General features: G+C 68.2%; 21 protein-coding genes. 13 read left to right on the top strand and 8 right to left on the bottom strand.

The window, feature by feature from the left end:
• Window positions 1-34 precede the first annotated feature (34 nt).
• The 6 genes from tsaE to trxA are packed head-to-tail and all read left to right on the top strand — an operon-like array spanning window position 35 to window position 9005.
• On the top strand, window positions 35-577 hold the full coding sequence (tsaE, locus tag LV82_RS15040) for a tRNA (adenosine(37)-N6)-threonylcarbamoyltransferase complex ATPase subunit type 1 TsaE (RefSeq protein ID WP_245873050.1): 543 nt from the start codon (window positions 35-37) through the stop codon (window positions 575-577).
• Entirely contained in the window at window positions 574-1590 is a 1017-nt protein-coding gene (locus LV82_RS03160) for an aminoglycoside phosphotransferase family protein (protein WP_104069211.1), read from the top strand. The genes tsaE and LV82_RS03160 overlap by 4 nt, the downstream gene beginning before the upstream one ends.
• Window positions 1566-2273 (top strand): nucleotidyltransferase family protein, encoded by a 708-nt coding sequence (locus tag LV82_RS03155; protein ID WP_104069210.1) that lies wholly within the window; start codon window positions 1566-1568, stop codon window positions 2271-2273. Before LV82_RS03160 ends, LV82_RS03155 begins: the two co-directional genes overlap by 25 nt.
• Window positions 2257-5223: a double-strand break repair protein AddB gene (gene addB, locus LV82_RS03150; protein WP_104069209.1), complete on the top strand. Its 2967-nt coding sequence runs from the start codon at window positions 2257-2259 to the stop codon at window positions 5221-5223. Before LV82_RS03155 ends, addB begins: the two co-directional genes overlap by 17 nt.
• On the top strand, window positions 5220-8627 hold the full coding sequence (gene addA / locus LV82_RS03145; RefSeq protein ID WP_104069208.1) for a double-strand break repair helicase AddA: 3408 nt from the start codon (window positions 5220-5222) through the stop codon (window positions 8625-8627). Before addB ends, addA begins: the two co-directional genes overlap by 4 nt.
• Window positions 8628-8684: 57 nt before the next feature.
• Window positions 8685-9005, top strand: coding sequence for a thioredoxin (gene trxA / locus LV82_RS03140; RefSeq protein WP_104069207.1), 321 nt, complete (start codon window positions 8685-8687; stop codon window positions 9003-9005).
• Between the two features lie 138 nt (window positions 9006-9143).
• Here trxA and mtnA read toward each other — a convergent pair whose 3' ends face one another.
• Window positions 9144-10223, bottom strand: coding sequence for an S-methyl-5-thioribose-1-phosphate isomerase (gene mtnA / locus LV82_RS03135; protein ID WP_104069206.1), 1080 nt, complete (start codon window positions 10221-10223; stop codon window positions 9144-9146).
• Between the two features lie 144 nt (window positions 10224-10367).
• On the opposite strand from mtnA, the gene hslV reads away from it, so the two are divergent.
• From hslV to LV82_RS03115, 4 genes are all read left to right on the top strand, one after another.
• The gene (gene hslV, locus LV82_RS03130; protein WP_104069205.1) at window positions 10368-10925 is read left to right on the top strand and encodes an ATP-dependent protease subunit HslV; all 558 of its coding nucleotides are present in this window, start codon (window positions 10368-10370) and stop codon (window positions 10923-10925) included.
• Complete coding sequence (locus tag LV82_RS03125; protein WP_104069204.1) at window positions 10918-12000, top strand: hypothetical protein; 1083 nt, start codon at window positions 10918-10920, stop codon at window positions 11998-12000. Before hslV ends, LV82_RS03125 begins: the two co-directional genes overlap by 8 nt.
• A complete protein-coding gene (gene hslU / locus LV82_RS03120) occupies window positions 11997-13295 on the top strand; it encodes an ATP-dependent protease ATPase subunit HslU (protein ID WP_104069203.1) in 1299 nt (432 codons plus the stop codon). Before LV82_RS03125 ends, hslU begins: the two co-directional genes overlap by 4 nt.
• A 63-nt stretch (window positions 13296-13358) precedes the next feature.
• Window positions 13359-14474 (top strand): alpha/beta hydrolase, encoded by a 1116-nt coding sequence (locus LV82_RS03115; protein WP_104069202.1) that lies wholly within the window; start codon window positions 13359-13361, stop codon window positions 14472-14474.
• On the opposite strand, the gene LV82_RS03110 is transcribed toward LV82_RS03115, so the two are convergent.
• The gene (locus tag LV82_RS03110) at window positions 14459-15082 is read right to left on the bottom strand and encodes a Smr/MutS family protein (RefSeq protein WP_104069201.1); all 624 of its coding nucleotides are present in this window, start codon (window positions 15080-15082) and stop codon (window positions 14459-14461) included. The two genes, LV82_RS03115 and LV82_RS03110, sit on opposite strands and share 16 nt — an antisense overlap.
• 61 nt (window positions 15083-15143) lie before the next feature.
• Window positions 15144-15800, bottom strand: a complete 657-nt coding sequence (locus LV82_RS03105) for a Tim44/TimA family putative adaptor protein (RefSeq protein ID WP_104069200.1) — start codon at window positions 15798-15800, stop codon at window positions 15144-15146.
• 163 nt (window positions 15801-15963) lie between these two features.
• On the opposite strand from LV82_RS03105, the gene LV82_RS03100 reads away from it, so the two are divergent.
• The 3 genes from LV82_RS03100 (at window position 15964) to idi (ending at window position 17599) form a co-directional block, all read left to right on the top strand.
• A complete protein-coding gene (locus LV82_RS03100; RefSeq protein WP_104069199.1) occupies window positions 15964-16458 on the top strand; it encodes an FxsA family protein in 495 nt (164 codons plus the stop codon).
• 83 nt (window positions 16459-16541) lie between these two features.
• Window positions 16542-17081 carry a protein-export chaperone SecB gene (gene secB / locus LV82_RS03095; RefSeq protein WP_104069198.1) on the top strand — a complete coding sequence of 180 codons (540 nt, stop codon included), beginning with the start codon at window positions 16542-16544 and terminating at the stop codon, window positions 17079-17081.
• On the top strand, window positions 17078-17599 hold the full coding sequence (gene idi, locus LV82_RS03090; RefSeq protein WP_104069197.1) for an isopentenyl-diphosphate Delta-isomerase: 522 nt from the start codon (window positions 17078-17080) through the stop codon (window positions 17597-17599). The genes secB and idi overlap by 4 nt, the downstream gene beginning before the upstream one ends.
• 3 nt (window positions 17600-17602) lie before the next feature.
• On the opposite strand, the gene LV82_RS03085 is transcribed toward idi, so the two are convergent.
• The 5 genes from LV82_RS03085 to LV82_RS03065 are packed head-to-tail and all read right to left on the bottom strand — an operon-like array spanning window position 17603 to window position 22207.
• On the bottom strand, window positions 17603-17905 hold the full coding sequence (locus tag LV82_RS03085) for a DUF4387 family protein (RefSeq protein ID WP_104069196.1): 303 nt from the start codon (window positions 17903-17905) through the stop codon (window positions 17603-17605).
• Window positions 17898-19262 (bottom strand): acyclic terpene utilization AtuA family protein, encoded by a 1365-nt coding sequence (locus LV82_RS03080; RefSeq protein ID WP_104069195.1) that lies wholly within the window; start codon window positions 19260-19262, stop codon window positions 17898-17900. The genes LV82_RS03085 and LV82_RS03080 overlap by 8 nt, the downstream gene beginning before the upstream one ends.
• 3 nt (window positions 19263-19265) lie before the next feature.
• Complete coding sequence (locus tag LV82_RS03075; protein ID WP_104069194.1) at window positions 19266-20786, bottom strand: tripartite tricarboxylate transporter permease; 1521 nt, start codon at window positions 20784-20786, stop codon at window positions 19266-19268.
• Between the two features lie 12 nt (window positions 20787-20798).
• A complete protein-coding gene (locus LV82_RS03070) occupies window positions 20799-21242 on the bottom strand; it encodes a tripartite tricarboxylate transporter TctB family protein (protein WP_211289158.1) in 444 nt (147 codons plus the stop codon).
• Complete coding sequence (locus LV82_RS03065; protein ID WP_104069193.1) at window positions 21239-22207, bottom strand: Bug family tripartite tricarboxylate transporter substrate binding protein; 969 nt, start codon at window positions 22205-22207, stop codon at window positions 21239-21241. The genes LV82_RS03070 and LV82_RS03065 overlap by 4 nt, the downstream gene beginning before the upstream one ends.
• Window positions 22208-22439: the final 232 nt, after the last annotated feature.

Genomic DNA, 22439 nt, shown 5'->3' with positions numbered 1-22439 from the left:
TGCGCCGGGCCGCGCGGGCGGTAAAAGTCACGCCATGAGCGCGCCCGACATGCCCAAGGACGACCCAAGCGGGGACAATGCCAGCGACCTGTCGCTGACGCTGAGGCTTGCAGACGCCGAGGCGACCGCTGATCTGGCGCGGCGCATCGCGCCGCATCTGCGCGCGGGCGACACGATCCTGCTGTCCGGTCCGATCGGCGCGGGCAAGTCGCATTTCTGCCGCAGCCTGATCCAGGCGCGGCTTGCCGAACTGGGCCGTGTCGAGGACGTTCCCTCGCCGACCTACACGATCGTCCAGGTCTATGACGCGGGCGAAGTCGAGATCTGGCATGCCGATCTGTATCGCCTGACGGGCCCGGACGAGATCGTCGAGCTGGGCCTGGAAGAGGCCTTCGAGGCCGCCATCTGCCTTGTCGAATGGCCCGACCGGCTGGAGGATCTTGCACCAGAGAATGCGCTGTGGCTGGACCTTGCGCCGTCGCAGGACAACGATAGTCGCAAGGCAAGCCTGCGGGCAACGGATCGCCGCTGGGCCCCGATCCTTCGACAACTCGCGCAGCCGGGGCCCATGGCATGACCCGACGTGCCCCGCTGATCGCGGATTTCCTGAACCGCGCGGGCTGGTCCGGCGCATGCCGCACACCGCTTGCGGGTGATGCCTCGTCGCGCCGCTATGAGCGGCTGACCCTGGGCACGCGCCGCGCGATCCTCATGGATGCCCCGCCCGAGCTGGGGGAAAGCACGGCGCGGTTCGCGCGCATGGCGCTCTGGCTGCGCGGCCACGGCTACTCCGCGCCCGACATCCTGGCCGAAGACCACGCCGCTGGCCTGATGCTGGTCGAGGATCTGGGCGACGACCTTCTTTCGCGGGTCGTCAATGCCGATCCCGCGCGCGAGACCGAAATCTACCTTTCGGCCTGTGACCTGCTGCTCGACCTCGGCACCCGCTCGGTGCCCGAATTCGTCGCGCCGCTGGACGCCGGCGGGCTTGGCGATCTGGTGGCGATCCTGGCCGATCATCATGTTCGCGGCTTGGGCGGTGACCCATCGGCAGTGGCGGATATTCCGGCCATCGTCACACGGCTTTGCGCGACGATTCTGGACGAAACCCGCGTGGTCAGCCTGCGCGACGTGAATGCCGACAACCTGCTGTGGCTTCCCCGTCGCGCGGGCCTTGCGCGGATCGGTCTGCTGGACTTTCAGGACGCCGTCGCCGCACATCCCGTCTATGACCTCGTTTCGCTGCTGCAGGACGCCCGGCGCGACGTGGGCGAAGATACCGGTGCCGCCCTGCGGCGCCATTGGTGCCGCCGGACGGGCATGGACGAGTCCACGCTCGACCGCCAGATCGCCTGCCTTGGCGCGGCCCGGGCGCTGCGCATCCTGGGCGTCTTTGCACGGCTGGCGATGGTCCATGGCAAGACGCGGTATCTGGACATGATGCCGCGCGTCTGGGCCCATCTGCAGGCCAATCTGCGCCATCCCGCGCTGGCACCGCTGAACCGCGCCGTCCTGGCCGGCCTGAACGCCCCCACCATGGACCGCCTTGACAGGCTGAGAACGACATGCCCCAGACCCCGCACGCCGTGATGCTCTTTGCCGCGGGCCTGGGCACGCGGATGGGGCCGTTGACCGCCGACCGGCCCAAACCCCTGGTCCCCGTCGCGGGCCGGGCGCTGATCGATCACGCGCTGGGGCTCGTCGATGCCGCTGGGATCGGACGGATCGTCGTCAACCTGCACTACCGCGCCGACCAGCTGCGCGCCCATCTGGCCGGGCGGGCGGACATCGCGCTGTCGGACGAAAGCGAAAGGCTGCTGGAAACCGGCGGCGGGCTGCGGCAGGCCCTGCCTCTGCTGGGGCCGGGGCCGGTCTTCACGCTGAACACCGATGCCGTCTGGACCGGCGCCAACCCCCTGGCGCAGCTGCGCGCGGCCTGGGACCCCGCCCGGATGGAGGCGCTGCTGCTGCTGATCCCGCGCGACAACGCGCTGGGTCACGCCGGGCAGGGGGATTTCGACCTTGGCCCCGACGGGCGGCTGCGCCGGGGCCCGGGCCTTGTCTATACCGGCGCACAGATCATCCGCACCGAGACGCTGCCCGCCATTGCCGAAGACGTCTTCTCGCTGAACCGGCTGTGGGATGACATGCTGGCGCGCGGCACCGTCTTTGGCTGCCTGCACCGTGGCGGCTGGTGCGATGTCGGCCGGCCCGATTGCATACCGATTGCCGAAGCGATGCTGAAAGGGCAGGGCGATGTTCCAACCAAATGAAGCACCACGCCTGTTTGCCTGCCCCCCGGGCGCGGATTTCGCGGCCGCGCTTGTCGATGGCCTGATCACGCGCATGGCCGACCGCCCGCCCGAGTCCATGGCGCGGGTGACGCTGTATCTCAACAGCGCGCGGATGATGCGCGCGGTGCGCCGGGCCTTCGATCTGCGCGGGGCAAGGCTGTTGCCGCGACTGCGGCTGGTCACGGATCTGGCCCAGATGCCCGTACCGGGCCTGCCCGCCCCGATGCCACCCCTTCGGCGCCGGCTGGAACTTGCCCGGCTGATCGCGGCGCTCATCGAGCACCAGCCCGATTTCGCCCCCGGTGCGGCCGTCTTCGACCTGGCCGACAGCCTTGCCGCTCTGATGTCCGAAATGCAGGGCGAGGGTGTCACGCCCGACGCGCTGGAATCGCCCGATCTGGTGCAGGATCACGCCGAACACTGGGCGCGCAGCCTGACCTTTCTGCGCATCGCCGGGCAATTGTTCCCGCCCGAAACGCCTCTTGATGCCGAAGGCCGGCAGCGTGCCGTGGCCGACGCGCTTGCCCGGCGCTGGGCCGAGAACCCGCCGCGGGACCCGGTGATCGTGGCAGGGTCCACCGGCTCGCGCGGGGCCACGGCCTTGTTCATGCAGATGGTGGCCCGGTTGCCGCAGGGCGCGGTCGTCCTGCCGGGCTTCGATTTCGACATGCCGCCCGATGCGTGGGACGCGCTGGAATCCGGCGCGATGCCGGATGAAGACCACCCGCAATACCGCTTTCTGGCGCTGGCCCGTGCTTTGGGAATTTCCCCCCGGGCTGTCCGGCCCTGGACCGACACGCCGCCGCCGGACCCGCTGCGCAACCGTCTGATTTCGCTGGCATTGCGACCCGCGCCGGTGACCGACCGCTGGATGGCCGAAGCCCCCGCGCTGGGCCCCGTTCACCCGGCCACGCGCGAATTGACGCTGATCGAGGCGCAGGGCGAGCGGCAAGAGGCGCTGGCCATTGCCCTGATCCTGCGCGAAGCGTCCGAGCACGGGCAGCGCGCGGCCCTGATCACGCCCGACCGCAACCTTGCGCGCCGGGTCAGCGCGGCGCTGGACCGCTGGGACATCCGCCCCGACGACAGCGCTGGCCAACCCTTGGTGCAAAGCGCGCCCGGGCGCCTTCTGCGCCACACCGCGCAGCTTTTCGGGCGCCAGATGACGGCCGAGACGCTGGTCGTCCTGCTCAAGCATCCCTTGACCGCGACCGGCGGGCAGGGGCGGGGCGACCATCTGCGCTTTTCGCGCGATCTGGAACTGGATCTGCGCCGCTACGGACCGGCCTTTCCAACCCCACAGGCCCTGCTTGCCTGGGCGCAGCGCAAGGAGGACCCCGACCGAACTGCCTGGGCCGCGTGGCTGGGCAAGGTTCTGGAAGGGTTCGACCGCAGCGGCCATCGCACCCTTGACGCGTGGATCGCGGACCACCTTGCCGTGACCGAAGCCCTTGCCTCCGGCCCGGGCGGCAGCGTCGAGGCCAGCGAATTGTGGCGCACCGAGGCCGGACGCGAAGCACAGACCGTGATGCAGGACCTGATGCGCGAGGCCGCGCATGGCCCGGCCATGTCCCCCGGCGACTATGCCGATCTGCTGGCCGGTCTGTTGCGGCCCCGCAGCGTGCGCCATGCCGAGGCCGTGCATCCCCACATCCAGATCCTGGGCACGCTGGAGGCGCGCGCGCAGTCGGCGGAACTAGTCATCCTTGGCGGGCTGAACGACGGGATCTGGCCCGCGCTTCCGGCTCCCGACCCCTGGTTGTCGCGCCAGATGCGCCACAGGGTGGGGCTGTTGTCACCCGAACGGCAGGTCGGGCTGTCGGCGCATGATTTCCAGATCGCCGCCTGCGCGCCGCGCGTGGTCCTGTCGCGCGCGATCCGGGATTCCGAAGCCGAAACCGTGCCGTCGCGCTGGCTGGCGCGGCTGACCAACCTTCTGGGCGGCCTGCCCGATCAGGGCGGCCCCGCGGCATTGGAGGAGATGCGCGCACGCGGCACGCGATATCTGCGGCTTGCCCAGGCGATCGAGGATGCGCCGCGCCGGCCGCCCGAACCGCGGCCCGCGCCCCGCCCGCCTGTCTCGGCACGTCCGCGGACCTTGCCCGTGACGGGGATCACCCGGCTGATCCGCGACCCTTACGCCGTCTATGCGCGCGAGATCCTGCGCCTGCGGCCGCTGGACCCGTTGCGGCCCGAACCCGATGCCCGCCTGCGTGGCGAGGTTCTGCACGAACTGGTCGAATGCTTCATCCGCGACTGGGACGGCGGTGATCCCCACGAGGCCCGCGCGCGCCTGCTGCGGCTGACCGACGAAGTTCTGGAACGGGGCGTCCCGTGGCCCAGCGCCCGGCGCATCTGGCGGGCACGCATCGCACGCCTGGCCGACACCTTCATCGCCGAGGAGATCGAGCGCCGCGGAAAGGGCAGCCCCGCCCTGATCGAGCAGGAGGGCAGCGTCGCCCTGCCGGACCTGGATTTCACACTTCGGGCGCGGCCCGACCGGATCGACCTTCTGGCGAATGGCCGGGTCCATATCTACGACTACAAGACCGGCAAGCCGCCCAGCCCGGCCCAGCAGCGCGCCTTCGAAAAGCAGCTGATCCTCGAAGCAGCGATGGTCGAACGCGGGGGATTTTCAGCCCTTGGGCCGCGCAAGGTCGAAGGCATTTCCTATATCCAGATCGGCGGTGAAGGGCGCGAAAGTCCGGCCGAGATGGAAGACGGCCAGATCGAAGAGGAATGGCAGGGGCTGATCAAGCTGATCCGCCGCTGGATGCAGCGCGAAACCGGCTATGTCGCGCGCCGCGCCGTCTTCGAGTCGCGCCGCGTGGGCGACTACGATCACCTTGCGCGCTTCGGAGAATGGCAGATGAGCGACCGGCCGACCCCCATCGATGTCGGACCGCAAGAGGAGACCGGCCAGACATGAGACGCGACGACGCGACCGAGGCACAGGTCCGCGCGGCCCAGCCGGGCCAGTCCACCTGGCTGTCGGCCAATGCGGGTTCGGGCAAGACCCGGGTTCTGACCGACCGGGTGGCGCGGCTCTTGCTCGATGGCACCGATCCGGGCCGCATCCTGTGCCTGACCTATACCAAGGCCGCCGCCAGCGAGATGCAGAACCGCCTGTTCAAGCGGCTGGGCGAATGGGCGATGCTGCCCGAACAGAAGCTGCGCGAGGCGCTGCACGCGCTGGGCGTCGAGCAAGCGATCGACGCCGACACGCTGGCCCGTGCCCGCCGGCTGTTCGCACGCGCGATCGAAACGCCGGGCGGGCTGAAGATCCAGACCATCCATTCCTTCTGCGCCTCGCTCTTGCGGCGCTTTCCGATCGAGGCCGGGATCTCGCCCGCCTTCCGGGAACTGGACGACCGCAGCGCCCGGCTGATCCGGCAGGACATCCTGGAAGAGATCGCCTCGGGCCCCGAGCGGGAGGTCTTCGACGCCGTCGCGGCCAATCTTTCGGGCGACGATCCGGCCGCGCTTCTGGACGAGATCTGCCGCAATGCGCCCGCTTTCGCCGAACCGGCCGACCGCGCCCGCATCGCGGCGCGGTTGGGCCTGCCGCCGGACTTGGACCGCGAGGCCTTGCTAGGCGACGTGTTCCTGGGCGGCGAAGCGGAACTGCTTGGCCAACTGGTGCCCATGCTGCTTGCCAGCGGGACGAACGACCGCAAGGCGGGCGAACGGCTTGCCCCGATCATCGGCACCTTGCCGGGCATCGAGGCCATGGCGGTGCTGGAGACGGTCCTTCTGACCGGCAAGGGCGCGAAGGAGCCCTTTACCGCCAAGATCGGCGCCTTTCCCACCAAGGCGGTCCGGGAAGGGGCCGCGGGGCTGATGGGCCCGCTCGAGGATCTGATGCGGCGCATCGAACGGGGCCGGCCCTTGCGTCTGGGGCTGATGGCGCTGGAACGCGCCGAGGCGCTGCACCGCTTTGCGCGGCTTTTCCTCGACCGTTACCAGGCGCGCAAGACGCAGGCCGGCTGGGTCGATTTCGACGACCTGATCGCGCGGGCCGCGGCGCTGCTGTCCGACCCCTCGGTCGCCGCCTGGGTCCTGTTCCGGCTGGATGGCGGCATCGACCACATCCTGGTGGACGAGGCACAGGACACAAGTCCCGAGCAATGGCAGGTCATCGAAAGGCTGGCCGAGGAATTCACCGCCGGCCAGGGCGCGCGCGACGTCGTACGCACGATCTTTGTCGTCGGGGACAAGAAGCAATCGATCTATTCCTTCCAGGGCGCCGATCTGGCCGCCTTTGACCGCATGCGCGAGCATTTCGCGCGCAAGCACGCGGCCGCCCGGGTGCCGTTCCACCAGATGGAACTTCTGCATTCCTTCCGGTCGTCCCGCGCGGTGCTGGATGTCGTGGACAACACGTTCGACGACCGCGTGCGGGCGGGTCTGGGCGGAGAGTTCCGCCATATCGCCTTTCGCTCGGACATGCCGGGCCGCGTGGACCTGTGGCCGGCCATCCCGACGGCCGAGAAGCCCGAGGAAAAGGAATGGTTCGACCCGACCGACATCCTGCCCCAGGATCACCACACGGTGCGGCTGGCCCGTCGCATCGCGGCCCATATCCGCGGCCTGATCGATGCAGGCACGCAGATCCCGCAGGAGGACGGCACCGCGCGCCCGGTGCATGAGGGCGACTTTCTGATCCTTGTCCAGCGCCGTTCGGACCTGTTCCACGAACTGATCCGCGCCTGCAAGGCCTGCGGTCTTGCGGTGGCCGGCGCCGACCGGCTGCGCATCGGCGGCGAGCTGGCGGTGCGCGACCTGCTCGCGGTCATGCGGTTTCTGGCCACGCCCGAAGATGACCTGTCGCTGGCCGAGGCGCTGCGCTCGCCGCTCCTGGGCCTGACCGAGGCGCAGCTTTACGATCTGGCCCATGAACGCGGCAAGGGCGCCTATCTGTGGCAGGCCCTGCGCGACCGGCAGCAGGACTTCCCCGGCACCGTCGCCATGCTGCGCGACCTGCGCGACCGGGCCGACTTCCTGCGGCCCTTCGAGATCCTCGAACGCATCCTGACCCGCCATGACGGCCGCCGCCGCCTGATCGCGCGGCTGGGACCAGAGGCCGAGGAAGGGATCGACGCGCTTCTGTCGCAGGCGCTGGCCTATGAACAGGCCGAGGTGCCCAGCCTGACGGGTTTCCTGGTCTGGATGCAGACGGGCGAGGTCGAGATCAAGCGCCAGCTCGATTCCGCATCGCGCGCGCTGCGGGTGATGACCGTCCATGGCGCCAAGGGGCTGGAGGCCCCGATCGTCATCCTGCCCGATACCGCCAAACCGCGCGAGGATGTCAGGGACCAGATCCTCGATCTGGACGGCCTGCCGATGTGGAAGCTTCGGTCGCAGGACAGCCCGCAACCGTTGATCGACGCGCGCGAAGAGGTCCTGCGTCGTCAGCGCGAAGAGAGGATGCGGCTGCTCTATGTCGCCATGACCCGCGCGCGGGTCTGGCTGATCGTCTGCGGCGCGGGCGAGGTGGGGCAGGGCGCGGACAGCTGGTATTCGCTGGTGGCAGATGGGGTCGAACGCGCCGGCGCCGCCCGGGCCGAAACCGATCTGCCGCCGCCCGACCCCGATGCAAGCCCCGGCGCGGGCGAGCCCGACCCGGTCCTGCGTCACGAACACGGCAGCTGGCCGGTGCCCGCGATGCCCGCGGCATCAGCCGCCGACGGCCCGACCCGCGCGCCCCTGCCGGACTGGGCCGGCACTCCCGCCCCCGCGCCCGTTCAGCCAGAGGAGCCGGTATCACCGTCAGCGCTGGAAGGCGCCAAGGCGCTGTCGGGCGAGGACGGACGGGACGAGGAGACGGCGAAGCGGCGCGGCACCGCTCTGCATCGCCTGCTCGAGCATCTGCCCGACTGGCCCGAGGCGGACTGGCCCGATGTCGCCGCGGCCCTGATTGGCCCGGATCTGACCGAAGAAGAGACGGCCGAGATCCTCGCCGAAGCGCGCCGCGTCCTGGACCTGCCCGAGATGGCGCCGCTGTTGTCGTCCGACGCACTGGCCGAGGTCGAACTGTGCGCGCGGCTTCCGCAATTCGGCAATCGCCTGTTCCATGGAACGATCGACCGGCTGCTGGTCATGCCCGAGCGGGTCCTGGCCGTGGACTTCAAGTCCAACGCCGTCGTGCCCGACCGGCCCGATACGGTCCCCCAGGGAATCCTGCGCCAGATGGGCGCCTATGCCGCAATGCTGGAACGGATCTGGCCCGGCCGGCAGGTCGAAACCGCGATCCTGTGGACCCGAACCGGGCAGCTGATGCCGCTTGACCCCGATATCGTGAGGCAGGCTCTGGCCGGCACCCCCATCCCTTGACGCCGCACGGGCGCGCGCCTACCTTCGCCCGCAACCCAAGACCCAAGGAGAGCTGACATGGCTACCGTTCCCGTCACCGACGCCACTTTCGACGCCGAAGTCCGCAAGTCCGACATCCCCGTCGTGGTGGATTTCTGGGCCGAATGGTGCGGCCCCTGCAAGCAGATCGGCCCGGCCCTGGAAGAGCTGTCCGAGGAATATGCCGGCCGCGTCAAGATCGTGAAGGTCAACGTGGACGAAAACCCGAACTCCCCGGCCCAGATGGGCGTGCGCGGCATTCCGGCGCTGTTCCTGTTCAAGAACGGCGAGGTCGTGTCCAACAAGGTCGGCGCCGCGCCCAAGGCCGCGCTGAAAAGCTGGATCGACTCGGCGCTTTGAAGCGCGTCGCATTCTTCTGCGTTCACGCGACCCGCACGGCTGTTTGCACGAATTGGGAACCATTCCCGCGTGACACGTTCCAATGCCGGAGTTTTCGGCAAGTCTTCCAAGGGGCGCCCGTTGCGGGCGCCTTTCTTCTCAGGGGGCCATACGCAGGGCCGCGATGGCCTCGGCCGTAGGCGCCATGATCCCCCGTTCGGTGATCAGCGCCGAGACGAGACGCGCGGGCGTCACATCGAAGGCCGGGTTGGCGGCGGGCGTGCCGGGCGGGGTCAGCTCGATCTCGATCACGTCATCGCCCGCGCGGCCGGCGATGCGCCGCACCTCGTCCGGCGAGCGTTCCTCGATCGGTATCTCTGCCAGCCCGTCGCGCACCGAATGGTCGATCGTCGGCGTGGGCAGGGCTACATAAAAGGGCACGCCATTGTCGGCTGCGGCCAGCGCCTTCAGATAGGTTCCGATCTTGTTGCACACATCCCCCTGCGCGGTGGTCCGGTCGGTCCCGACGATGACCATGTCCACCTGCCCGCGCTGCATCAGATGCCCGCCGGCATTGTCCACGATCACCGTATGCGGCACGCCATGCTGGCCCAGTTCCCACGCGGTCAGAAAGGCGCCCTGATTGCGCGGTCGCGTCTCGTCGACCCAGACATGGACCGGGATTCCGGCATCATGCGCCTTGTAGATCGGCGCGGTCGCCGTGCCCCAGTCGACCGTTGCCAGCCATCCCGCGTTGCAATGGGTCAGGATGTTGACCGGGGCACCGCGCTTGCGGGCCGCGACCGCCCGGATCAGGCCCAGACCGTGATCGCCGATCGTGGCATTGATCGCGACATCCTCGTCGCAGATGCGCCCGGCCTCGTCCCACGCGGCGCTGGCGCGCCGGGCCAGGGGCAGCGGAGAGATGCGCGCGATCACGCGGTCGAGCGCCCAGACAAGGTTGATCGCCGTCGGCCGCGTCGCGGCCAGCATCTCGCGCGCGGCCAAAAGACCCATGTCCGACGGATCGGCCCGCAGCGCAAGGGCCAGCCCATAGGCCGCCGTCGCGCCGATCAGCGGCGCGCCGCGCACGCGCATGACGCGGATCGCCTCGGCGGCATCCTCGGCCGTGGTCAGCCGGCGTGTCTCGAACCGATGGGGAAACAGGGTCTGGTCCAGGATCACGACGGCGTCGTCCTCGGTCCAGATCGTGCGGTAATGGCGGCCATTGACCTTCATCGCGTTCCCCCGGCTCTGCCCCCGAAACGATACCGTCCCAGCGGCACGGGACAAGAGAAACCGACACCCCGTCTTGCGGCCCGCTTCTTGCAACGGCAGGCTTGGCCCCATATCTGGGACGGAACATCGGCGCGGAGGACGAGCATGGCGCAAGACAGCTTTCCCGGCTGGCACGGAACGACGATCCTGGCAGTCAGGCGCGGCGGCAAGGTCGTCGTCGCGGGCGACGGGCAGGTCAGCCTGGGCCAGACCGTCATCAAGGGCACGGCGCGCAAGGTGCGGCGCCTGACCCCCGGCGGGCGCGAGGTCGTCGTGGGATTTGCCGGATCGACGGCCGATGCCTTCACACTGCTGGAGCGGCTGGAAAAGAAGCTGGAAGCCGCGCCCGGCCAGTTGACGCGGGCCTGCGTGGAACTGGCCAAGGACTGGCGCACCGACAAGTATCTTCAAAAGCTCGAGGCGATGCTGATCGTGACCGATGGGCGCGAGCTCCTGGTCGTGACCGGGGCGGGCGACGTGCTGGAGCCCGAACATGACGTGGCCGCGATCGGATCGGGCGGGAATTTCGCCCTGGCCGCGGCGCGCGGATTGATGGAAACCGACATGGACGCCGAAGAGATCGCCCGCAAGGCAATGGCGATCGCGGCCGATATCTGTGTCTACACGAACGGCAACCTGACGGTGGAAACCATCCATGGCTGAGCCGAACATCGCCCCCGAAGACCTGCGCGCCGCCGTGGCCGCCGGCATCCTGACCGAGGCGCAGGCCGCGCATCTGACCGCACTGGCGGCGCGCCGTCACGGCCAGCGCGCCGCCATGCCCGCCGAGGACGAACCCTTTGAATTCTTCCGCGGCTTTGCCGAGATCTTCGTGGCGCTGGGCCTGACGATCCTGCTGGCGGGTATTGCGATATTGCTGATCGCGATCGGCGGCGGGATCATGCTGATCGTGATCCCGGCGATTCTGGCCGCCGCCTCGTGGTGGATGGCACGGTATTTCACGCTTCGGCGCCGCATGAACCTGCCCTCGATGGTGCTGGTCACGGCTTATGCCGCGGGTGTGCATGTCTCGTCTCTCATGGTGCTGGCCGATCTGGGGCTGAGCTGGCGCGCGGTGGCCTTCCTGTCTTCGGCGCTGACCGCCGGGGCCGTGGGGCTGTGGTTCGCGCAATTCCGCCTGCCATTCGCGATGTTCATTCTTGGCCTTGCGGGCTTTGGCGCGATCAGTGCGCTGACCATCGGGACGGGACCGGTGAACGATCCGTCCTCGATCACGGACTGGGCCCGGGCATTGCTGCCGCGCGCCGACATGACGCTGGCGGCCGTGATCTTCGGTGTCATCGCCTTTGCCGCCGCGATGTGGTTCGACATGAAGGACCCCTATCGCCAGGGCAGGCATTCGGCGACCGCCTTCTGGCTGCACCTTCTGGCCGGCACCACGCTGGTCAATGCGATCGCGGGCGGGCTTTATGACGGCGGCGCGGGCAGCCTGCTGGCCACCGCGCTGGCCTTGGCCTTCTTCGCGATGGTGGCGCTGATCGTCGATCGCCGATCGATCCTGACCGCGGGAATCGTGTATATCGGCGCATTGATTTGGTGGACGGTGGCCGGCGATGGCACGGGCAGTGCCTCCGAATTCGCCGTCGTCCTGATCATGCTTGGCCTGTTCTTTACCGTCCTTGGAACGTGGTGGGTGCAGCTGCGCGCCGCGCTGATGCGCGCGCTGCCCGACTTTCCGGGCAAGGACCGCCTGCCCCCCTTTGCGGAGACCCCATGACCGACCTTACCCCCCGTGAAATCGTCAGCGAGCTGGACCGTTTCATCATCGGCCAGAAGGATGCCAAGCGCGCCGTGGCGGTCGCGCTGCGCAACCGCTGGCGGCGCAAGCAATTGCCGCCGGAACTGCGCGAAGAGGTCTATCCCAAGAACATCCTGATGATCGGGCCGACCGGCGTCGGCAAGACCGAGATCTCGCGGCGGCTGGCAAAGCTGGCCCGCGCGCCCTTCATCAAGGTCGAGGCGACCAAGTTCACCGAGGTCGGCTATGTCGGCCGCGATGTCGAACAGATCATCCGCGACCTGATGGAAACCGCGATGATCGAGACGCGCGCGCGGATGCGCGAACAGGTCAAGGCCCGCGCCCATCGCGCCGCCGAGGATCGCGTGATCGAGGCGCTGGCCGGAACCGACGCCCGCGAACAGACGCGCGAGATGTTCAGATCGCGGCTGCGCAATGGCGAACTGGACGACACGGTGATCGAGATCGAGGTCGCCGACAGCGCGCCCGCCATGCCGCTGGAACTGCCCGGCCAGCCGGGAATGGGCGTCCTGAACCTGGGCGACATCCTGGGCCGCGCCTTCGGCGGCCGCCGCGTACGCAAGAAGATGACCGTGGCCCAGAGCCACGATCTCTTGATCGAGGAAGAGGCCGACAAGCTGCTGGACGACGAACAGGTCCGGCAGGCCGCGCTGGAGGCCGTGCAGGAAAACGGGATCGTCTTCATCGACGAGATCGACAAGGTCTGTGCCCGGGCAGAGACGCGCGGCGCCGATGTCAGCCGCGAGGGTGTGCAGCGCGACCTGCTGCCGCTGATCGAGGGCACGACCGTCTCGACGAAATACGGGCCGGTCAGGACCGACCATATCCTGTTCATCGCCTCGGGCGCCTTCCACATCGCCAAGCCCTCGGACCTTCTGCCCGAGCTGCAGGGCCGTCTGCCGATCCGGGTGGAACTGCGCGCCCTGACCGAAGAGGATTTCGTGCGCATCCTGACCGAAACGGACAATGCGCTGACACGGCAATATGCCGCGCTGATGGCGACCGAGCAGGTGAATGTCACCTTTGCCCCGGACGGCATCGCCGCGATCGCCCGGATCGCCGCCGAGGTCAACCGCAGCATCGAGAATATCGGCGCGCGGCGGCTTTACACGATCATGGAACGGGTCTTCGAGGAACTTTCCTACTCCGCGCCGGACCGGTCGGGCGATTCCGTGACGGTGGATGCCGAATTCGTGGAACGCAACATCGGCGATCTGTCGCGTTCGGCCGATCTCAGCCGCTATGTCCTGTAACGGCTTGGCGCAGGGACGGTTCGCGGTGTAATCCTGTCGCGAAACCTGTCCGGGGCGGGGCCCATGGCGCGCATCACGATCCTGATCCTGATGATGCTGGTGGCGTCGGGCTGCGCCCAGCGCGGGCGAATCGTCATCGACCCCCAGGCCGCCAGCATCGGCAAGGTCGAAACCGTGCTCGTCGGCACGACGCGCGCGCCGGACCCACAATCGAATGAACCCTATTCGCGCCTGCGCAGCCCCAGGACGCGGTATGTCCGGCTGGACATCTCGGTTCCGCCCGAACGTCAGCCGGGCGAAATCCGCTGGACCCCGGTCGGCGCCAGACCCGATCCGCGGCGCGAATTCGTCACGACCGCCGAAATCCCCTATGCCTCCGCCGCATCCTTTCGCCGCGATCTGTCCGCGCGGCTGGCCAGGCGGCCGCGCGGACAGCGCGAAGCGGTCATCTTCGTTCACGGCTTCAACACGACCTTTGCCGAGGGCGCCTATCGGCTGGCCCAGCTTGCGCATGATCTTGGCTCGCCCGGCGTCCTGGTGCATTACGCATGGCCATCGCGCGGCTATCCGCTGGCCTATGCCTATGACCGCGACAGCGCGCTTTACGCCCGCGACGGGCTGGAAGAGCTGATCGAACAGGTCGCCGCGGCGGGCGCGGGCCGCATCCTGATCGTTGCGCATTCCATGGGTTCGCTGCTGACCATGGAAACGCTGCGCCAGATTGCGCTGCAGGACAAGCGGGCACTCATGGCCCGGATCGGCGGGGTGGTACTGATCTCGCCCGACCTGGATGTCGATCTGTTCCGCGCCCAGGCCCGGCGGATCGGAGAACTGCCGCAGCCATTCCTGATCTTCACATCGCAACGCGACCGGGCACTGGCCCTGTCGGCCCGCCTGACGGGCGAGTCGATGCGTCTGGGCAACCTGACCGATGTCGATGCGCTTGCCGACCTGAAGGTCACCATCCTGGACATCACGGCCTTTTCCAGAGGCCTCGGCCACTTCGCGCTGGGGGAATCGCCCGCGCTGATCGGCATCCTGTCGCGGATCGGCGACATAAATGCGGCCCTTGCGCGGGAAAGGTCCGGCCGCACGGGACTTCTGCCGGGCGTGGTCCTGACGGTCCAGAACGCCACCGCGGTGATCCTGACGCCGATCGCGGCTCAGTCGCCACCCTGAGGTCTGCGCAGATAGACATAGAACGCCCCGGTCCCGCCATGACGGGCATGGGCGGTGCTGACCTGCAACACGACCGAAGCCAGCGGCGGGCGGTGCAACCACATCGGCAGGTGATGGCGCAGAATGCCCAGGCGTTGCGGAATCGGGCCGCCTTCGTCGCGCATCTTGCCCTTGCCGGTGATCACCAGGACCATGCGCCGGCCCGCCCCGTGGGCATTCAGCACAAAGCGGGTCAGTTCCGCCTGGGCCTCGGCCACCGTCATGCCGTGCAGGTCGATGCGTGCCTCGGGGCGCAACTTGCCGCGCGTCATCTGGCGATGCAGACGGCGATCCATGCGCACGGGCTGGGCGGCCAGGTGATCTGTCAGGGCCGGCGCGGGATCGGCGTTCCATCCCTTTTCCGCTGCGCGCCCGCCGATGCGGAAGTCGGGCGGCAATTCGACTGCCGGACGGGTCGCATCCGGCGTGTCGAACCGCGCGGCGGGACGCTTCGGCTTGACTTCGGGGGCCGGTTTCGAGCCGGGCTTGCGCGGCATCGGACGCGTGCTTGCGGCCACGCGCGACCACAATTCACGTTCCTCTGGCGTCAATCCGCGGCGGCGGCTCATACCCTGCCTCCCTGGACCGAAGCGGCCAGCGCGCGGAATGCAGGAACCGCCCGCCGCCGCATCACTCGCCGGTGGCGACCAGCAGCCAGTTGGGATCGGGCGATCCCATCTTGCGCGCGAAGGTCCAGACATCGCGCTGGCGGCGCGGCTTCTTCGGGTCGCCCTCGATCACTTCGCCCGCCGCATTGCGGGCGGCCGAGATCAGCTCGGCGGTAAAGCGCACGGTCAGCTCGGCATCCCGGGTCTGGGGATCGAACTCGGCCCGCAGCAACGTCACCTCGCGGATGCCCAGAAACTCGGCCGTCACCGTCAGGCCGCGCGCGTTGCGGGCGGCCACGACCTCTTCGAGCACCTCGTAAACCTCGGGCGACATGAAGGGGCGCACTTCCTCCAGCGTGCCGCGTTCGAAGGCCATCAGGATCATTTCATAGGCCGCGCGCGCGCCCGAGAGGAACTCGGCGACGGTAAAGGACGGCTCGACCTTCTTCATCGCCGCCAATGCGCGTGCCGAATCGCTGCCTTCGGGCACGTGATCGACGATATCGCGATCGACGCCGCCCTCGATCACCTCCAGCTGGGCGCGACGGCCCGGATTGGCCGAAGGCGGCAGCGGGGGCTTTTCGAACCCTTCGCGCGACCCCAGCACCGAACGCAGCTTCAGGATCAGAAAGATCGCGATTCCGGCCAGAACGAGTATCGAGATCACGTTGTTGTTCATCCGGTCGGGCCTTTCCGATCAGCGCGCTGCGCGCGTGCAATTGGGGTCTTCGGGTTGGTAATTCGTATCTCCCCACTTATGTATGCCAGCGACGGGGTCAAGTCCACACGGGCCGGGCCCGTGCAGACTGGGCCGTGCAGGCTGGGCCAGGAAAGGACGAACCATGTGGCTTCTTGTCGCCTTCATCGCGGTACCGTTGATCGAGATCGCCCTGTTCATCAAGGTGGGCGGCTTCATCGGGCTGTGGCCGACGCTGGCGATCGTGCTGCTGACGGCGATCGCGGGCAGCATCCTGGTCCGGATGCAGGGCCGCATCGCGCTGGCCGAGCTGCGCCGGTCGCTGAACGAGCTGGACGATCCGACGCGGCCGATCGCGCATGGCGCGCTGATCCTGCTTGCGGGCGCGCTGCTGCTGACACCGGGCTTCTTCACCGACGCGGTCGGGCTTGCGCTCCTGATCCCGGCGGTGCGGACCGCCGTGCTGCGCTATCTTGCGCGCCATGTGCAGGTCGAAAGCTTCACCCTGGGCGGGGGCGCCGCGCGCGATCCGTTTCGCCATCCGGGCGGTCCCGACGTGATCGACGGCGATTTCACGGAAATCGACCCTGGCAACGGCCGGTCCGGCGGGCATCCCGGCGCCCCCACCAGGCCGCGCTAAGCGCCATGGCGGCCCCGCGCGGCATTGAGGCCATGGCCGCGCGGTGCTAAGACCCGGCAAGAACGACTTTTGGGAGAGAAGAAATGGCCGAGAACGGCAATGGCGCGGCAACGCCGCAGGATCAGGGCGGACAACAGGCGCCCCAGGTCAAGATGAACGTGCTGGCGCAGTTCATCCGCGACATGTCCTTTGAAAACATCCTGGCGCAAAAGGGCGCGTCCAGCCCCGAGATCCAGCCCGACGTCAAGGTTCAGGTCAGCCTGGATGCCCGCAAGCGCGCGGCCGAGCACCAGTACGAGGTCATCACGAAGTTCAAGATCACCTCGAACAACAAGACCGACAATTCGCCGCTCTTCCTGCTCGAGCTGGAATATGGCGGGGTCTTCCATATCGAGGGCGTGCCCGAGGCGCAGCTGCATCCCTTCCTGCTGATCGAATGCCCGCGGATGCTGTTCCCCTTCATCCGCCGCATCGTGTCGGACGTCACGCGCGATGGCGGCTTTGCGCCGCTGAACATTGATACCGTCGATTTCCTGGCCCTGTACCGTCAGGAACTGGCGCGGCGCGCGCAGGCGCAGCAATCCGGCCAGGGCGGCCAGACCCCGGGTCAGCAGCCGTCGTGACACCGGCGCAGACGATCCCCGCCTGGATCGACGGGCGTCTGCACCCGGTGGACAAGCTGGAAGCCCACCGCCGGGGCCTGCGGCACCCGGCGGTTTCGGTCTTCGTGATGGATGGGCCGCGCACGCTGATCCAGCGTCGCGCCATGTCCAAGTACCACACGCCCGGCCTATGGGCGAACAGCTGCTGCACCCATCCGCTTTGGGGCGAAGACCCCCGCGATTGCGCCATTCGCCGCATGGGCCAGGAACTGGGCCTGGCCGGTCTGTCGCCACAGCATCTTGGCCGGGTCGAGTATCGCGCCGAGGTGGGCCCGGACATGATCGAGCACGAGGTTGTCGAGATCTTCCGCGCCGATCTTCCGCCGCGCGCCATGCCAAGGCCGGACCCGGACGAGGTGATGGAGCTGCGCTGGCTGACGCTGGATCAGCTCGAGGCCGAAATCGCCGCCAATCCCGAACGTTTCACGCCCTGGCTGCGCATCTACATGGCGCGCCACCGCGACGTGATCGCGGGCTGAGCGTCAAGGAATGTCCATTTCCTCGACCAGCACCGCCCATGCGGCGCCGTGCATGTCGCGGTCCGCGCGCGTTCCCTGAACCGACGGGCGCGGCAGCGAAAACTTGACGACATTCAGGTCCGCGATCTCGAACCGCTTGATCATGTCGTGCGGCATGTGAAAGGCCCGCGCGACGGCCTCGGTCGCCAGCCCCAGCCGGATCCGGTCATAGGCGGCACGATCGCCACAGAAGATGTCGATCGTCAGCCAGAAGGGGCCGGCATTCTTCGACCGGACCTTTCGGGCGATCTGTCCGATTTCAGCCATGTCCCACCTCGTCAATGCATAGCCGGAAGGCGGCCATCGGGTCGTCCAGCGCCAGGACATGGTGCAGGCAGAACTCGTACAACGGGCCGCGCGGCACTTCGGCCGGAGAGAAGGGAAAGGCGAAGGTCGGCATCGGTTCTTCGGCGCTCAGCGCATGGTGCAGCAGATAAGGGTTCAGGATCTTGGCGATCTCGGCGGCCTGTTCGGGCGCGGGCGCGGTGACGATGGCCAGCACGCCGATCTCGACCGGGTCGCCGATGCGGTGCTCCAGCTCGCCCAGCGTGGCATCCAGCCCGATCAGACGCATCTGGATGTCGAATTCGTCGCGGGCAAGGCCCAGCCGCTGTTCGGTATCGTCGCTGGCGCGCGCGGCGATATCGGCAGCCCATTCGCGCGCATGGGTGACATAGCGGCGGTCGCGCAACAGGGTCAGGCTGATCGTCTGGTGTCCTGCGATCCGCGCGCCCTCGAGCTTGACCGTATAGGGGCCGGGACGCCAGACCGAGCCTTCGACCCGCACCCGCCGGTCGTCCAGCGCGGCATAGCGCGCATCGCGCACGTCCAGAACGCCGCCCGGCTCGTGCAGAAGGAATGGATCGGAATTCTCATACAGCATGTGGGCCGACACGGTCTGCGGCGTGGCCCGGGCCTCGGCCCCAAGGGGCGTGATGGTAAAGCCGCTCTCGTCGAAATCGACCAGGATCGACCCCGAGGCCGGATGCGTCGTCGCCAGCGCCCCGCATTCGCCGATCTTGGCCCCATGCCAGGCCGCACCGGCATGGCAGCCGCGCAGGATGGGCAGGGCCGCGATGATCGCGGTATCCGTCGTCCGGCCCGCGATGACGATATCGGCGCCGGTTTGCAGCGCGGCGCCGATCTGCTCGACCCCGGCCAGCGCGACGATATTGGTGCAGGATTCGATCAGCGCCGTATCGATTTCGGGCGCGCCGGGCAGGGCGGTCACGCGCCCCGCGCCAAGGGCGCGGGCGACCTGCGCGGGGTCTTGGCCGGAATAGAGCCGCGCGACCTTCAGCTTCTGGCCCAGCTCGGCGGCCAGTTCCGCGGTGATGTCGAAGAGCCAATCCACCGTCGAGTCCGTCCCGCAAGTGCCCGCCGTGCCAATGACCAGCGGCACGCCGGCCTCGGCCCGCGCCAGCATCAGTTCGCGCCACTCGGCACGCGTCGTGGCGCGGGAATATTTCGACACGCCCCGGCCCAGATAGGCCGGGCCGGAATCGGTCGAACCGCCATCGACGGCAATGATGTCGGGCCGGGCCGCGACCCCGCGCGCCAGCGCCGCGCGGTCATAGCCGAGGCCCAGCGCTCCGGTCGGGATCAGGACGCGGACATGGGCCATGTGTCAGTCCACGATCCGGTCGGCCTCGGCCACGCTGGGACGGCGCAGGAAGCGACGCAGGAACATCGGCGCGACAAAGCCCAGGATCGCCGCCACCCACAGGCCGATGGCGATGGGGGACGAGAACAGATAGGTCCAGTCGCCGCCCGACAGGGTCATGGCATGACGCAGGTTGTTTTCCATCTGATAGCCCAGAAGGATGCCCAGGATCACCGGCACGGTGGGAATGTCCATCTTGCGAAAGACATAGCCCATCACGCCAAAGCCGACCATCAGCAGCAGGTCGAAATAACTGCCCGACAGCGAATAGATCCCGACGAAAGAAATCATCGTCACCCCCGGCAGCAGGATCGCCGGCGGCACGGTCAGCACGCGCACGAAGATCCGCACCATGGGCACGTTCATCAACAGCAGCACGAAATTGGCGATCAGAAGCGCCGCGATCAGGCCCCAGACGACCTCGGGCCGGTCGGCAAACAGCGTCGGACCGGGGGTGATGTTCAGCGTCATCAGCACCGCCAGCAGCACCGCCGTCGTGCCCGATCCCGGCACGCCCAGCGTCAGCATCGGAACCAGCGCGCCGCCCGCCGCGGCATTGTTGCCCGCTTCCGGCGCGGCCACACCCTTGGCCACGCCCGTGCCGAAGCCGCCCTTTTCGCCTGCGATGCCCTTTTCCATCATGTAGGTCATGAACGACCCCAGCGACGCCCCCGCGCCGGGCAGCACGCCGGCGATGAAACCCACCACCGAGGATCGCAGCATCGTCCAGCGGGTGGACCAGATCTCGCCCCACGGGATCACCAGCTTGCCCAGCCGCACGCCCAGCGCGCTTTCGCGGCCGTGGCTTTCGATGAAGAAGAACACCTCGGACACGGCAAACAGGCCGACGATCGCCACCAGAAAGTCGATCCCATCGGCCAGATGCAGGTTGCCGCCGGTGAAGCGGGTGAAGCCCGAATTGTTGTCCAGCCCGATCAGCGCCAGCGCAAGCCCGATGAACGAGGCCAGCGCCGCCTTGGCCTGGTTGTTCGACGTCATGCCCCCCAGCGTCGCGAAGGCCAGAGCGTAGAGCGCGAAATACTCGGCCGGGCCGAAACGATAGGCGATGCGCGCCAGATAGGGCGCCACCAGCGCCAGCGCCACCGTGGCAAGAAACGCGCCGACGAACGAGGCCACGCCCGAGATCACCAGCGCCTCGCCCGCGCGGCCGGCCCTGGCCATCGGATAGCCGTCCAGCGTGGTCATCATCGCCGGCTCGTCGCCGGGGATGTTCAGCAGGATCGAGCTGATCCGCCCGCCATACATCGCCCCGTAATAGACCGAGGTCAGCAGCACCAGCGCCGCCGTCGCATCAAGGCCCAGCGAGAAGGTGATCGGAATCAGGATCGCCACGCCGTTCGACGGGCCAAGCCCCGGCAGGGCGCCGATGATCGTGCCCAGAAAGCAGCCGATCACCGCCAGGAACAGCGTCCACGGCGACAGCGCGACGGAAAAGCCCAGAGCAAGGTTCGACAGGATGTCCATTCAGGTCCGCCCCTATCCCGCAAGCGCGCGCGGCAGGGCGAACAGGCCCAGGCCCAGCGCGTATCTGAAGATGACGAACAGCCCCACCGACAGGCCGATGCCGGTCGCCGCGGCAAGGCCGGGCCGGCCCGAGATCTGCCAGCTGAGGATACCGGCGGCGATCGCCGTGGGCAGCAGGAAGCCCAGCGGCTTCAGCGCATAGGCATAGCCGACAAGCACGACCGTCGCCAGCGCCAGCGAGGCCAGCGTCGGCAGGCCGGGCCAGTCGGGCTCGGGATCGGGGCGCAGGATCATGGCCAGCGCCGAGATCAGCACGCCGCAGCCGACGATGATCGGAAAGGCGCGCGGCCCCAACGCGTCGAACATGTTGCCGGGGGGCAGGTTCCAGGCGCTCGCGATATACGCGAGCGCCGCCAGAACCGCGACCAGCCCGAAAAGCCGGTCGCTTCGGATCACTGGATCACCCCGATCTCGCGGGACAGTTCCTCGGTTTGGGCGATGACGTCGTTCACCCAGTTCTGGAAGTCGGGTCCGACCTTGGTGAAGGGCGCCAGCCCGTTGTCGGCCATGGCCTTCTTCCATTCGTCGCTGTCGGCCACGGCGCGCAGCCGGTCCGCCCAGGTGTTGAACTGCTCGTCGGTGATCCCGCCGGGCACGTAGAAGCCGCGCCAGTTGACCGCGACGACGTCATAGCCCTGTTCCCGGGCGGTGGGGATGTCCTCGAAGCCGGGGACGCGCTCTTCGCTGAGAACGGCAAGCACGCGGATATCGCCCGATTTCAGGAAGCCCACGACCTCGGACATGTCGCCCGTCATGGCCTGGGTAAAGCCGCCGACCGTCTGGGTGATGGCATCGGCCCCGCCATCGACACCGATATATTTCACCTTGGTAATGTCGGTGAAGCCGGCAGCCTTGAGGATCTGCAAGGGCTTCATGTGGTCGAACCCGCCCGCGGCCGAGCCGCCCGCAAAGGCGACCGAACCGGGATCGGCCTTGATCGCCTCGACCAGGTCGGTCAGCGTCTGATAGGGGCTGTCGGCGGCAACCACGATCACCCCCGGATCGGCGCCGATCGCGCCGACGAAACGCACCTGATCGGCCCGTGCATCGCCATAGGCCTTTTGCGCAAGCCGCGTGGTCGTGGCCGACGAGGCCGCCACGATCAGGTCAGGGTCGGTGTTACGTTCGTTGACGACATAGTTGAACGCCAGCCCGCCGCCGCCACCGGCCATGTTGGTCACCTGCACCGGCTGATCGACCAGCTTCAGGTCATACAGGATCTTGCCGACCTGACGGCAGGTGAAGTCCCATCCACCGCCCGGATTGGCCGGCGCGATGCACTCGGTGGCCATGGCCTGGGTCCCGATCCCCAGGGCGATGACGGCACTGGCAACCAGCACCTTCGGAAATGCGAAAGTCATGTATGTCCTCCCAGACGATGTTGCGGGGCGTTCCAGACAGCCCTTCTTCGACCCGCCGCGATTCGCGGTCGGGGCCTGCCGAGCCTGTCACGCAAGCGATCATCCGTGCAAGATGTTTGTCCCCGCCTTGCGCGGCATGGCCGGGCGGGCCTTTCGCGCCGTGATCCGATCACGATTGTGCCATTCACCGGCAAGCTGATGCCTGTGGCCAATTCCAGTGCTGGAACTTTCC

This window comes from Albidovulum inexpectatum (assembly GCF_002927635.1).
In the GTDB taxonomy this organism is placed as follows: domain Bacteria; phylum Pseudomonadota; class Alphaproteobacteria; order Rhodobacterales; family Rhodobacteraceae; genus Albidovulum; species Albidovulum inexpectatum.
The sequence above is the reverse complement of the archived record's forward strand: the minus strand, read 5'-3'. Positions and strand labels throughout refer to the sequence as shown.